This window comes from Paramesorhizobium leguminum (genome assembly GCF_003217235.1).
GTDB classification, from domain to species: Bacteria; Pseudomonadota; Alphaproteobacteria; order Rhizobiales; family Rhizobiaceae; genus Paramesorhizobium; species Paramesorhizobium leguminum.
In genome coordinates this window covers 178,603-191,254 of record NZ_QJTF01000003.1, presented here as the reverse complement: position 1 = coordinate 191,254, position 12,652 = coordinate 178,603, and the positions used below count along the sequence as shown (strand labels likewise).

The following is a 12,652-nucleotide window of genomic DNA, read 5'->3' as shown; positions in this document are numbered from 1 at the left end:
GATCATGCTAAAAGTAAAAGCGTAGGAAATTACTGTCACCATTTGCCCACAATGCGTTGGTAGTTCGCAATAGTGGGTGACGTCGGCGGGCGCCCCGTGTTATGAGTACAGGATAACGCCAATGACGGACAGCAATTACAGAAACCGTGACTACGGAGCGGCCCGTTCCTCGAGAGAGGACGATCCGCTGATGGAGCTGTCGCGGATCATCGGCTTCGATGAGCCGGTGCGAAATGCTGCTTCGCGGGAGGAGGCGGACGATTTCTCCTTCGATCTCGAACAGGAATTGGTGGGCGCGGTCGAAGCGGAGCTTTATGCACAGCCCCAGCCGCCAAAGCCCCAGCCCACACGGCACTATCAGCCGGCGGCGCAGCAAGGCTGGTCCGTGCCGCGCCAGCTGGCGGGTGCGCAGGATTTTTATTCCTCACGGGTGAGCCCGGCGCCACGGGTAAGCGAGGCGCCCCGGACTCAGCTGCGGGCTCAGGAGCCTCATTCCGATTTCTCCACTTCGCTCGAGAATGAACTGAACCTGTCGCTGGACGACGATCACGAATTGCCGGGGGATTTCTCCCTCGATGCCCCGTTCGCCGCAGCGGAAGATCTCACGGTTTATGAGCCCGCCTTCGAGGCGGAGGATGCGCAGCAATATGCGGACGCATCGGGTTATGTGGTTGCGCCAAACCTCGAGGACGAGCTTGAAATGATGCTCGCGACCGGGGGGGCGGTAACTGGGAGCCCGGTATCCGAGTCTTCCATGCGCGGTCATACGCAGGCGAGCGTCGAACCCACGCCGCGTTATCCATTTCATTCGCCGCAGAGCTATTTTTCGCCGGCCCCGGTTCCGGCTTCGGCTGAGCCCCGTTTTCAGTCTCCACCTCGAACTGCCGCCGTGGAGCCGCAATCCAACGGCTGGGACGGCAACGACCAGGAGCTTGACGAGGATTTTTTCGGCGAGGACAACGATAGCCGTTACGCGGAAGCAGAAGACGGGCCAGTGCAGGCGGCCTATGGGCATTCGAGCTCGGGGCATTCGAGCTATAGATACACCTCCGTCGGGCCTGCTCCGCAGGTGGAAACGGTGACTGTCGCCGAATCGCGGGTTGAACAGACGGATACGCTCGATCTGCCGGAGGTGGACTATGATCCGGAGCCCGCGTCAGGGCATGGCCTGAGCGCGCTCGAAAGCGAATTCGCGGAAGTGTTTACCTCGATCGAGGTCGATGAGCAGCCGACCCAGCCGGAAGCCACGGATCGCACATTCGACGATATCTTCAACAACGCATATGCCGCTGATTATGCTGCACAAGGCGGACAGGCGGCCGGGTATCAGGCAAATGCCGCCGCGCAGGCTTCTGGTACGGCGGGCGATTATTACAACCATTGGGCCAATTCCGGCGCCGATAGCTATGACCAGCAAGAGGTCGACGGCGCCGGCATTCCCGCTGCCGCCAATGAAAACCAGCGTGGCCGTGGACGGCGCAACCTGATGCTTGCCTCGGTCACCGGAGCAGCGCTCCTGATCGGTGGTCTTGGCTACTATGGCTTTTCGTCGGATGGGAGTAATGGCGCACCCGTCGTGATCGCCGCCGACAGCCAGCCCACCAAGGTCCAGCCGGTGAATCCGGGCGGAAATACCGTGCCGAACCAGGATAAGGCCGTCTATGACCAGGTGGCCGGAACGACCTCCGACGCGCCCAAGCAGAAGGCGCTGATCAGCAGTGAGGAAAAGCCCGTCGATATCGGCATGGCCGACGACGATGACGGCAGCACGGACGACACGGCGGTAAACGACCGGGTTGAGCCTACCATGCTGGACACCACGGTCGCCAATGGCTCCGAGGCCAATCCGGCCTTCGCGCCGCGCCGGGTGCAGACGATGATCGTCCGGCCCGATGGCACGATCGTGCAGCAGGAGGCGGCGCCTGCCGCACCTGGCAGCAACGATGTGGCGACGCCCCGTGCGCGTCCGGCTGGGGCGCAAGTGGCCGCACTGACGGACACGCCCGCCCCGGAAGCAGCCGTCGATGACGGGCCTGCCGAGACGGGCGCTATTCCGGCACGGGAAGTCCAGACGCAGCAAACTCCCGCCGCTCCGGCGCGCGTGGTGAAGACGCAATCGATCACGCCCGAAACGGCGCCGAATGCAGCCCAGAATGCAACCAAGGCAGCTGTTGCGAAGCCGCCGGTGGTGCCGTCGCGTCCCGCCGAGCAGCCGGTTCGGATCATCGGCAGCGCGAAACCTGCCACCCAGCAGGCAAATACGCAGGTTGCTTCGGCTGCAACTGCGGCGACGCCCGCTGCGGCGAGCGCCGGTGGATATGCGATCCAGATCGCATCGACGCCCACGCCTGATGACGCCAAGAAGAGCTACGCGAATCTGTCGCGGCGCTTCGCCAACGTCATCGGCGGCCACGGCGTCGATATTCGCCGCGCCGATGTTGCGGGGAAGGGCACTTTCTACCGCGTCCGCGTCAATGCCGGCTCGAAGGAAGATGCCATCGCGCTTTGTACCCGGTACAAGGCCGCCGGCGGCAGTTGCTTCGTCACGCAGTGACGGCCGAATTTGCAAATCTCGAAGGGCGGCGTCAGCCGCCCTTTCGTTATAAGGCGCAAAAGTTGTAGAGTTTGAACATGAGTGAATCGAAAGCATTAATCGCCGGCCTGTCCGGAACGAGCCTGACCGTGGATGAAATCGCCCTTATCCGCGACGAGCGGCCTTGGGGCTTTATCCTTTTTGCGCGCAACATCGGTGAGGCCTCGGAAATTTCCGATCTCACCGCGCATTTGCGTGATTTGACCGGGCGCCCCCGCACCCCGGTGTTCATCGATCAGGAGGGCGGACGCGTTCAGCGGCTTCGGCCGCCGCTTGCACCCAATTATCCGCCCGCAGCCGAACTGGGCGCAATCTATCGCCGGGATGAAGAGGCCGGCTTGCGCGCCGCTTGGCTGATGTCGCGTCTCCATGCCTTCGATCTCATGCGGCTCGGCATCAATGCCGATTGCCTTCCGGTGCTGGACGTGCCGGTGGAGGGGGCTCATGACGTGATAGGCCACCGGGCCTATGCCAGCGATCCGCACATCGTTGCCGCACTCGGGCGTGTCGCCGCGGAAGGACTTCTTTCCGGTGGTGTGCTGCCGGTGATGAAGCATATTCCCGGCCATGGCCGCGCGACCGCCGACACGCACAAGGAACTGGCGAAGGTGGACGTGCCTCTTTCCGAACTGGAAGTCCGCGATTTCCTGCCGTTCAAAGCGCTCGCGGATTTGCCTGCGGCGATGACGGCGCATGTGCTATTCACTACACTTGATCCAGCCAGGCCCGCGACGCTTTCGCCGACTGTGATCGAGACGATTATAAGAGGTTTCATCGGCTTTGACGGGCTATTGATGAGCGATGATATCGGCATGAAGGCGCTTTCTGGGGATTGCGGGGATTTGACCGATGCAATCTTTGCGGCAGGCTGCGATGTCGTGCTTCACTGCAACGGAGTGATGGACGAATTGTCGAAAGTGGCGGCACATACGCCTGTCCTCGCCGGAAAAGCGAAGGAGAGGGCGGAGATAGCCGAGGTTTTCGCCGGCGAGCCCGATTTGTCGGATGAGGCGGAGATACGCGAAGAATTCCAGCGCTTTTTCGAAGCGGTGGTTTAACCGGTTCAAAGGATGATGGTGCGTGGCTGCGAAGAGCGCGAGAACCACGGGCAGAGATGATGCGGCGGCCCCCATGGAGGCGCTGTGGCAGACGGATTCGCCCCGCGCAGAGGACGGACCGGCTCTTGTCATCGACGTTCAGGGTTTTGAAGGCCCACTCGATCTGTTGCTCCATCTGGCGCGAAGCCAGCGCGTCGACATGGCGCGCATCTCGGTGCTGGCACTCGCGGAGCAATATCTGCGGTTCATCGAGCAGGCACGCGTCTTGCGGCTGGAGATGGCGGCTGACTACCTCGTCATGGCGGCCTGGCTCGCTTACCTCAAATCGAAACTTCTGATCCCGAAGGTACCCGGAGACGAGGGCGAGAGCGGCGAGGAACTGGTGGCGGTACTGCAATTTCGCCTCAAGCGCCTGGAGGCGATGCGGGAAGCGGCCAGCAAGCTTGTCAACCGTAACCGGCTTGGACGCGATGTCTTTGCCCGGGGAATGCCTGAAATTGTGGTGGTGGAAAAGAAAAACCGGTTTTCCGCCACGCTCTACGATCTCCTGAGCGCCTATGCGACACAACGCCAGCGGCAGGCTGTCTCCCGCGTCGAGATTGCACAGCGCAGCGTCTGGTCGTTGAAGGAAGCGCGTGTCATCCTGAGGCGGATGCTGGGCGAGATGAATGACTGGACGGCGCTTGACCAATTCCTGATCGCCTTCATTCCATCCGCGCGTGAACGGGCCACCGCTCTTGCCAGTTCCTTTGCGGCGAGCCTCGAACTCGTACGCGAGGGGAAAATTGAAATTCGCCAGGAGCAGCCTTTTAGTCCGCTTTACATGCGCGTGAAACCGGGCGCCTCGCTTGATGAGGAGACGGCCGGCGATGTCTGAGAACGCCAATGTCATGTCCTTGCCCGGTATGGAGCCGGATGAGGCCCAGAGAGAGGGCATGGCGAGGCTGGCGCTCCGGGAAGCCGTGCGCATGGCCGAGGCGCTGATCTTCGCTTCGGCTGAGCCGGTGACGGAGCGGGCGCTCAGGGAACGGCTGCCGTCGAATATCGATATTTCCGCCGTTCTTAAAATCCTGCTTACCGACTATCAGCGGCGCGGCATTAATCTGGTGCGCACGGGCGACGCCTGGGCCTTCCGCACCGCGCCGGACCTGGCTTTCCTGATGAACCGCGAGGCGGTGCAGCAGAAAAAACTGTCGCGCGCGGCGCTCGAGGTGCTTGCCATCATCGCTTATCATCAGCCGGTGACGCGCGCTGAGATGGAGGACATTCGCGGCGTCGAGACATCGAAGGGAACGCTCGATGTGCTCATGGAAACGGGGTGGGTCAAGATGCGCGGTCGCCGCCGTGTGCCGGGGCGACCCGTCACCTATGGCACGACGGAGAGCTTCCTCGACCATTTCGGGCTGCCCGATATCCGCGACCTGCCGGGGATGGAAGAGCTGCGCGGGGCAGGGCTTCTCTCAGCGCGGATGCCGCCCCATTTCTCCGTTCCGATACCTTCGATCGACCATGATGAACTGACGGGAGATGAGGAGCCGCTCACCGAGATCGATCTGGAGGAACTGGCGCTTACCGATCTCGATCTGGAGGAACTGGGGCTGCTTACGCCGAGGGTGGAGGAATAGCCTTTTCTGTGCCGGAGGAGAAGCTGTTCAAGCTCGTTCCGGTTAGTTTTGGCAAATTCCAGCGGTACGAGGCGAAATATCCCGGAAAAGTTTTCTGCGCGTGAGCCAATACGGCATGGTTCTGTTTGAAACGTGCGGAGAAAAAGCTTACATGGGGCCGGATATGTTGGGAACATATCTTTAAACAGGCTGGAATCCCTCTTCAGCATCCGGCCAACCAAGAGGAAAGTTATGGGCAGTTTTTCAATCTGGCACTGGCTGATCGTGCTCGCCGTCGTGCTTTTGCTGTTCGGTCGCGGCAAAATTCCCGAATTGATGGGCGATGTGGCCAAGGGCATCAAGAACTTCAAGCAGGGTATGTCGGAAGGTGACGAGGCCGAAGCTGACGCCGCCAAGACCATCGATAACAATCCTGAACAGCCGGTTTCTTCCGTCAACGTGAAGAAGACCTCGAAATCCTGATCAAGGTTTCGAGCGTCTCTTTTTTGGTCGCATGATCTTGTCCGAAAAGCTAGCCAACTTTTTGCTGGCGCTGACCTTCGGTTCGGGATCATGCTTGATGCGGATGGAGCCCAGATATCATGCTTGACGTCGGTTGGTCGGAGATACTGGTGATCGCGATCGTTATCATCGTGGTCGTCGGGCCGAAAGACTTGCCCAAGATGCTCCGCGCCTTCGGCAAGGCGACGGCGCGGATGCGCAAGACGGCGGATGAGTTTCGCCGCCAGTTCGACGAGGCATTGCGGGAGACCGAGCTGGAGGACGTAAAGGGCGTTATCGATGATGCCCGTCGTCTTGATCCGCGCACGGATATTCGCAAAGTGTTCGATCCAATCCGCTCCGCCGGGGAGGAATTGCGCCTGAGCCTGAACAAGGCGGCGCTTGCGGAATCGACTCTGGTTCCACCGCCGCCGCCGGAAATGGCGGATTCACCGCCGCCGCCTGAGCCCGCACCCCCCGTCGCCGCGCCGACGACGGCAATCACCGCACCGGAGATAACGGCAATCGCCGCGCCCGTGGTTGCAGCCGAGCCGGTCGCGGCGGAAAAGCCGGTGGCGCCGGTGAAAAAACGTAAGGCAAAAATAAAAGCGGACGGGCCGGAAGCGTGAGTATCGAAGACGAAAAAATCGAGCAAACCGCTGCGCCGCTGATCGAGCATCTGATCGAATTGCGCAGGCGCCTGATCTGGGCGATTCTGGCGTTCTTCCTGGCTTTCATCCTTTGCTTCGCCTTCGCCAAGCACCTCTTCAATTTCCTGGTCGTTCCCTATCAATGGGCAATCGCCTGGGCCGGCATGGATGCGTCCAAGGCCGAACTCATCTATACCGCGCCGCAGGAATTCTTTTTCACGCAGGTGAAGGTGGCGATGTTCGGCGGGGTCGTGCTCGCTTTTCCCGTTATCGCGTCACAAATCTACAAATTCGTTGCGCCGGGGCTTTATCGGCATGAGCGTATGGCGTTCCTGCCCTTCCTGATCGCTTCGCCCGTCCTTTTCCTGATGGGCGGTGCGCTGGTCTATTTCTTCTTCACGCCGATGGTGATGTGGTTCTTCCTCGCCATGCAGCAGACCGGTGGGGCGGGCGAGGTGCAGATCTCGCTTCTGCCGAAAGTGTCGGAATATCTCAGCCTGATCATGACGCTGATCTTCGCCTTCGGCCTCGTGTTCCAGCTTCCGGTCGTCACCTCGCTGCTCGCCCGCGCTGGTCTCGTCAGCTCTCAGGCGCTTAAAGAGAAGCGCAAATACGCCATCGTTCTCGCCTTCGTGGTGGCCGCCGTTCTGACGCCGCCGGACCCGACGAGCCAGATCGGCCTTGCCTTGCCAACCATCCTTCTCTACGAGATTTCCATCTGGTTGGCGCGACTGATCGAGCGGAAGCGGGAACAGGCCGAAGCTGAGAAATCGGAATCGGACAATCTCCCCGTCTCCTGATTGATTGCGTCGTCTCCGATGTTCAGGTTGCCGGTTTCGTCCGGCATCCTCCTTTCAGTTCATTCATTTACGGCGATTCTCATGCTTGATATCAAATGGATACGCGAAAACCCCGAAGCGTTGGATGAGGCTCTAGCGAAGCGTGGCGTTGCGCCATTGTCCGCCGGGCTGATCGCGCTTGACGAAAAGCGGCGCCAGCATATCGGCCGGGTGCAGGAGGCGCAGGAGCGCCGCAATGCGGTATCGAAGGAAATCGGCAAGGCGATGGCTGGGAAGGACAGCGCTACCGCCGAGAAGCTGAAAGCTGAGGTGGCTGAACTTAAGGGCTTCCTGCAGCTGGCGGAGGAAGAAGAGCGCCGTCTCGACAAGGAATTGACGGACGCGCTTGCCGTCATTCCCAATCTGCCGCTTGACGATGTGCCCGTCGGTAAGGACGAGGCGGATAATGTCGAGGTCCGGCGCGTCGGCAATATCCGTAATTTCTCTTTCGAGCCGAAGGAGCATTTCGAAATCGGCGAGGCCCTGGGCTTCATGGATTTCGAACGGGCCGCCAAGATTTCGGGCAGCCGGTTCACGGTGCTCAAGAACCGGCTCGCGCGGCTTGAACGCGCGCTGGGTCAGTTCATGCTCGACCTACATACAGGCGAGCATGGCTATATGGAGGTGGTGGCACCGCTCTTGGTCAATGACGCCACCATGTTCGGCACGGGCCAGTTGCCGAAGTTCACTGAGGATTCGTTCCGCACCACCGACGGGCGCTGGTTGATTCCAACCGCCGAAGTGCCGCTGACCAATCTGGTGCGCGATGAAATCGTTGATCTGAAAGAGCTGCCGATCCGTATGGCGGCGCTGACGCCGTGCTTCCGCTCCGAGGCCGGTTCGGCGGGGCGCGATACGCGCGGCATGTTGCGGCAGCACCAGTTCTACAAGGTCGAGATGGTATCGATCACCGATGCCGAGAGCGCGATTGCCGAGCATGAGCGGATGACGGCCTGCGCCGAAGAGGTGTTGAAGCGTCTGGGCCTGCCGTTCCGCACCGTGGTGCTGTGCACCGGCGACATGGGCTTCGGCGCGCGCAAGACCTACGACATCGAGGTCTGGCTGCCGGGTCAGAAGGCATGGCGTGAGATTTCGAGCTGCTCGGTCTGCGGTGATTTCCAGGGACGGCGGATGAATGCGCGCTATCGCCCGGAAGGCGAGAAGGCGACGCGCTTTGTCCACACGCTGAACGGTTCGGGCGTGGCGGTCGGCCGGGCGCTGATCGCGGTCATGGAGAATTACCAGGAAGCGGATGGCAGCGTGACCGTTCCCGATGCGTTGCTCCCCTATATGGGCGGCCTCACGAGGATCGAAGCCGCATGATGCCAAAGCTGACGGAGCGCGAGGAGTTTGCCGCTTTCGTGCTGCGGATGCGCGGGCGCGGGATGAACGACCAGCGGCTCTTCAGCGCCATCGAAGCGACGCCCCGGCGCGGTTTCGTCAATCCGGTATGGGCTGACATCGCCTACAAGAATAGCACGATACCGCTCGATTGCGGGGAATATATCGAAGGGATCGACGATCAGGCGCGGATGATTTCGGCGCTGGGGGTCGAGGAAGGGCACCGCGTGCTGGAAATCGGCACCGGCTCCGGTTTCACCGCCTGTATCATGGGCAAGCTCGGCGGGCGCGTCACGACTATCGAGCGCTACAAGACGCTTGTGGAACAGGCGCGCCAGCGCCTGCAGGCGCTCAAGATCGACAACGTGCTGGTCAAGCATGTGGACGGACGGCATGGGCCGCCGGGTGGCGGCCCTTTCGACCGGATCATTGTCTGGCCGGCCTTCGAGAGTTTGCCGCGCCATTTCGTCGATTTGATTGCCAGCAATGGCGTGATGGTCGCGCCCATCGGCCCGGGAGATGGGAGCCAAGTCGTCGCACGCCTTGCCAAGACCGGCAGCCGTTTCGAGCGCGAAGATCTGATGCTCGTGCGCTACCAGCCCTTCATCGAAGGGGTTGCTTCCGTCCTTTGAATTTCGTCGTACGGTATCCGTATGGTGAATATTTCTAATAAAGATCGAACCGCTTTAACCCGCAGGTAAGATTAACGCGCTTTAATTCACCCATGCTTCGAGTACTGAGTATGGACGGGTTGAACATGCGTTTCAGGGTTATGGACCAGACGTCCCGACGGCTTTTGCGGACCGCTGCGATCGTTTTGATCGCGGGGTTCGGCGCTGGTTGCAGCGCCGACGTGATGCGTTTCACCGATGGCCTCGCGACGGGATCGACCCAGCGGTCGACCGTGAGGCGCCCGGCGGCGCAGCCTTATCCGCAGGCGGTTTCCCGCGCGCCGGCGGTGGATCAGAATTATACCGGCTCGATCAGTCGCGCCGCGGTCACGCCTGTCATACGAAGTGCGGGTGTGCAGCGTGGCAGCCTTCCGCCCGTGTCCTCCGCGCCTGTTGCTTCCGCTCCCATTGCCGCGCCGCGCCAGCCGGCTTCGGTTGCCGCAGCGGAGCCGCAGGCCGTTCGCCCCGTCGCGACGGGGCAGCAGATGGCCGCTGCCAATCCTGCCCCGGTTCGCGGCGCTTCGGGTGAAGTCATCGTGCAACCCGGTGAATCGGTTTTCGGTATTGCGAATCGCGTCGGTGTGTCGCCCAATGCGCTGATGCAGGCGAACGGTATCACCGATGCCAACAAGATCCAGGCCGGTCAGCGGCTGAAGCTGCCGGGAGGGCAGGGCGTTGCCTCCGGCGGTGGCGTCATTGCCGCCGATGGCACACGAACATCCGGGCAGGGCGCGGTACAGGGGCAGCCGGAAAAGGTTCTCGGGCAACTGCCGCAAAATCCGCGCGTTCCGGCGCAGCGTCCCGCCAATAGCGATGTAGCCGTCCTGCCGCAGACGCCGTCGATCAAGGAAAAGCAGCCGGGCGCCGTTGCCTCGGCAACAACCGCTCCGGCTACGACGACGCCTCCGGCGACGGGCAGTTATACCGTGAAGAGCGGTGATTCGCTCTTTGGGATATCGCAGAAGACCGGAGCGTCGGTCGATGCGATCAAGAAGGCCAATGGGCTGGCCAATGGTACGATCCGTGTCGGCCAGGCATTGGTCATTCCGGGCGCTTCGGGCGGCGCGACGCAGGTCGCGGCCGCGCCGAAGATCGATCAGGTGAATACCGGATCGACGCCGCCGGCGGCAGCGCCCGTGGCGCAGCCCGCGCCTTCGAGCGTCAAGCCCTATACGCCGCCAAAGGCGAGCAGCAAGGTTATCGAGGACGCGGAAACAGACGTTGCCTCCGCGCCGTCGGCAACCGGCATTTCGCAGATGCGGTGGCCGGTGCGTGGCAAGGTACTTTCAAGCTACGGCCAGCGAGAGGGTGGCGCCGTCAATGACGGCATCGATATCATGGTGCCCGAGGGCACGCCGGTGAAGGCGGCGGAAAACGGCGTCGTCATCTATGCGGGCGATGGGCTCAAGGAATTTGGCAACACGGTATTGGTGCGCCACGAAAACGGTCTGGTGACGGTCTATGGGCACAACAGCCAGATCACCGTCCAGCGCGGCCAAAAAGTGCGCCGTGGCGATGAGGTCGCCCGTTCCGGCATGAGCGGCAACGCCAAATCGCCGAAACTGCATTTCGAGGTGCGCAAGAATTCCACGCCGGTCAATCCGGCGAAGTATCTGGAATCGTAATGGAATAGTGAGCGGAAAATAGTGAGCAGTGAGCAGAATTGTGTAATTTTTCACTGCTCACTGCTCACTGCTCACTAATCCATCGCTTCGCCACCGGCCTGATCGTAATCGCCATTGGCCAGAACTTCGACTTCCTCGTCCTTGCCTGACACCACCTTGAAATCGCGCTGGTAGATGCGGTCCTTGTTCTTGGCGATGGCGACATATTCGCCCTCTGCAAGGACCATCGAGGCAAAGGCGCCCACGCTTTCGCGGACCGGATCGCCCGATGCGTTGACGACGGACCATGACGTATCCGCCATGGCCTCGCCGCCGCGCTCGCGCACCAGCTTCATGGTGACCAGCGCCGCGCGATGCTCCATCGTGGCCTCGGTCAGCTTGCCTGCTTCGACGCGAATATCCGCGCGGATGATGGCGTTGGCCGTGCCGTAATTGGACACCACGTGATAGGTTCCGGTGTTAAGGCGAACGACACTGTCGGGCTTTACGTTCGGGATGATCAGCGAGCGATCATTGGCATTGTCCTCGTCGCCCTCATATATCGAGAAGCGCAGAAGCTTTTCCGTAATCTTGCCGCCGTCGGGCAACACAGCATTGAGCTTCATGCCGCCGGCATCGAGAACCATGCTCTCGCGCCGGGTGCCGTTGCGCATGGTGATGCGCTTTGTAGCGCCGGCGCGGCCATAGGCGACATGCACGAGATAGCTGCCCTCCGGCAGATGAAACGAGGCTGTCCCGCCCTTCGAGCTGGCGATCAGACTCAGTTTCCCATCATCCGCCGGCTCGGGCGAGAAAACCCGCCAGACGAGGCCGCGCTGGATATCCGACGCATCTTCCTTGAGTTTCGCCTCCAGAATCAGCTCGGAGGTATCGGCAAGGGGGCGGTTTTCCGGCGCCTGGGGATTTGCATATTCGCTTAAGCCCGGAAGCTTGACGCCGGATACCGGTGATTTCTCCTGCGCGACACCCGGGGACGCGAAGGCGAGCGCGATCGTTCCGGCGACCGGCGGCAAGAACGCCGCGCCTTTTCCAAGACGCCGGATCAGAAATGAAAAGCGGAGAAATCCCATGCCCCAAGTTTTGGGCCCAAACCGGTGGCAATTTCAAGGCTGAATTTCCCGGCAACTCTCTTTATAAGGGGGGCAGTTTTCCGGCTCTATAAGAACAGGACAAAAACCTTGCCGTCTCCCATTCTCGATTTCCTGCTTCAGCGCAGTTCCACCCCCATTTCCGCCATCGGTGCGCCGGGGCCTGATGATGCCGACATAGAGTTGATGATTCGCGCCGCCACCCGTGTGCCGGATCACGGACGGCTGACGCCGTGGCGCTTCATCATCTATCGCGATGCCGCGCGCGAAGACGTGGGCCAATATCTGGCGGCCCTGGCGGAGGAGCGGGAAGGGCCGCTGCCGGACGCGCGGCGCGAACAGGAGCTGAAGCGCTTCGCCCGCGCGCCCCTTGTCATTGGCGTCATATCCTCGCCGGTTGCGCATGAGCGTATTCCGGAATGGGAGCAGTTCCTCTCGGCAGGGGCAGCGGCGATGAACCTTTGCATTGCGGCCAATGCGCTGGGCTATGCCACGAACTGGGTCACCAACTGGTATTCATCGGACGAGAAGGGACGGGCGCTGCTGGGCCTCGCTCCCCATGAACGGGTTGCCGGCTTCGTGCATATCGGTTCCTGCGAGATGAAGGTGCCGGAGCGCCCGCGCGCGGATCTCGCGCAAATCGTCAGCGACTATGCCGGGCCTTGGCGGGAGACGCGCTGAA

Annotated in this window: 12 protein-coding genes; 11 read left to right on the top strand and 1 reads right to left on the bottom strand. The window is 61.5% G+C overall.

Annotated features, from left to right (window positions below; translation table 11 throughout):
- Positions 1–121: 121 nt before the first annotated feature.
- The 10 genes from C7477_RS04060 (at position 122) to C7477_RS04015 (ending at position 10,882) form a co-directional block, all read left to right on the top strand.
- Positions 122–2,554: an SPOR domain-containing protein gene (locus C7477_RS04060; RefSeq protein ID WP_110749243.1), complete on the top strand. Its 2,433-nt coding sequence runs from the start codon at positions 122–124 to the stop codon at positions 2,552–2,554.
- A 77-nt stretch (positions 2,555–2,631) separates the two neighbouring features.
- Entirely contained in the window at positions 2,632–3,651 is a 1,020-nt protein-coding gene (gene nagZ, locus C7477_RS04055) for a beta-N-acetylhexosaminidase (protein ID WP_110749240.1), read from the top strand.
- Positions 3,652–3,673: 22 nt separating this feature from the next.
- Complete coding sequence (locus C7477_RS04050) at positions 3,674–4,528, top strand: segregation and condensation protein A (protein ID WP_425373504.1); 855 nt, start codon at positions 3,674–3,676, stop codon at positions 4,526–4,528.
- Positions 4,521–5,276, top strand: a complete 756-nt coding sequence (gene scpB / locus C7477_RS04045; protein ID WP_110749236.1) for an SMC-Scp complex subunit ScpB — start codon at positions 4,521–4,523, stop codon at positions 5,274–5,276. The genes C7477_RS04050 and scpB overlap by 8 nt, the downstream gene beginning before the upstream one ends.
- Before the next feature lie 231 nt (positions 5,277–5,507).
- Positions 5,508–5,738: a twin-arginine translocase TatA/TatE family subunit gene (locus C7477_RS04040; RefSeq protein ID WP_110749234.1), complete on the top strand. Its 231-nt coding sequence runs from the start codon at positions 5,508–5,510 to the stop codon at positions 5,736–5,738.
- A gap of 119 nt (positions 5,739–5,857) precedes the next feature.
- Positions 5,858–6,385, top strand: a complete 528-nt coding sequence (gene tatB, locus C7477_RS04035) for a Sec-independent protein translocase protein TatB (protein ID WP_110749232.1) — start codon at positions 5,858–5,860, stop codon at positions 6,383–6,385.
- Entirely contained in the window at positions 6,382–7,206 is an 825-nt protein-coding gene (gene tatC, locus C7477_RS04030; RefSeq protein WP_110749230.1) for a twin-arginine translocase subunit TatC, read from the top strand. The genes tatB and tatC overlap by 4 nt, the downstream gene beginning before the upstream one ends.
- An 81-nt stretch (positions 7,207–7,287) precedes the next feature.
- Positions 7,288–8,568 (top strand): serine--tRNA ligase, encoded by a 1,281-nt coding sequence (serS, locus tag C7477_RS04025; RefSeq protein ID WP_110749397.1) that lies wholly within the window; start codon positions 7,288–7,290, stop codon positions 8,566–8,568.
- Complete coding sequence (locus tag C7477_RS04020) at positions 8,565–9,218, top strand: protein-L-isoaspartate(D-aspartate) O-methyltransferase (protein ID WP_110749228.1); 654 nt, start codon at positions 8,565–8,567, stop codon at positions 9,216–9,218. The genes serS and C7477_RS04020 overlap by 4 nt, the downstream gene beginning before the upstream one ends.
- Before the next feature lie 326 nt (positions 9,219–9,544).
- A complete protein-coding gene (locus tag C7477_RS04015; protein WP_425373508.1) occupies positions 9,545–10,882 on the top strand; it encodes a peptidoglycan DD-metalloendopeptidase family protein in 1,338 nt (445 codons plus the stop codon).
- 74 nt (positions 10,883–10,956) lie between these two features.
- On the opposite strand, the gene C7477_RS04010 is transcribed toward C7477_RS04015, so the two are convergent.
- Positions 10,957–11,952: a hypothetical protein gene (locus tag C7477_RS04010; protein ID WP_245411706.1), complete on the bottom strand. Its 996-nt coding sequence runs from the start codon at positions 11,950–11,952 to the stop codon at positions 10,957–10,959.
- Between the two features lie 108 nt (positions 11,953–12,060).
- Here C7477_RS04010 and C7477_RS04005 point away from each other — a divergent pair, with 108 nt between their 5' ends.
- Complete coding sequence (locus tag C7477_RS04005; RefSeq protein ID WP_110749226.1) at positions 12,061–12,651, top strand: nitroreductase family protein; 591 nt, start codon at positions 12,061–12,063, stop codon at positions 12,649–12,651.
- Position 12,652: the final 1 nt, after the last annotated feature.

What these genes read in the sequence shown, in the direction of transcription:
- C7477_RS04060 (WP_110749243.1), top strand. Translation starts at nt 122, where the DNA reads ATGACGGACAGCAATTACAGAAACCGTGACTACGGAGCGGCCCGTTCC.
- nagZ (WP_110749240.1), top strand. Translation starts at nt 2,632, where the DNA reads ATGAGTGAATCGAAAGCATTAATCGCCGGCCTGTCCGGAACGAGCCTG.
- scpB (WP_110749236.1), top strand. Translation starts at nt 4,521, where the DNA reads ATGTCTGAGAACGCCAATGTCATGTCCTTGCCCGGTATGGAGCCGGAT.
- C7477_RS04040 (WP_110749234.1), top strand. Translation starts at nt 5,508, where the DNA reads ATGGGCAGTTTTTCAATCTGGCACTGGCTGATCGTGCTCGCCGTCGTG.
- tatB (WP_110749232.1), top strand. Translation starts at nt 5,858, where the DNA reads ATGCTTGACGTCGGTTGGTCGGAGATACTGGTGATCGCGATCGTTATC.
- serS (WP_110749397.1), top strand. Translation starts at nt 7,288, where the DNA reads ATGCTTGATATCAAATGGATACGCGAAAACCCCGAAGCGTTGGATGAG.
- C7477_RS04020 (WP_110749228.1), top strand. Translation starts at nt 8,565, where the DNA reads ATGATGCCAAAGCTGACGGAGCGCGAGGAGTTTGCCGCTTTCGTGCTG.
- C7477_RS04010 (WP_245411706.1), bottom strand. Translation starts at nt 11,952, where the DNA reads ATGGGATTTCTCCGCTTTTCATTTCTGATCCGGCGTCTTGGAAAAGGC.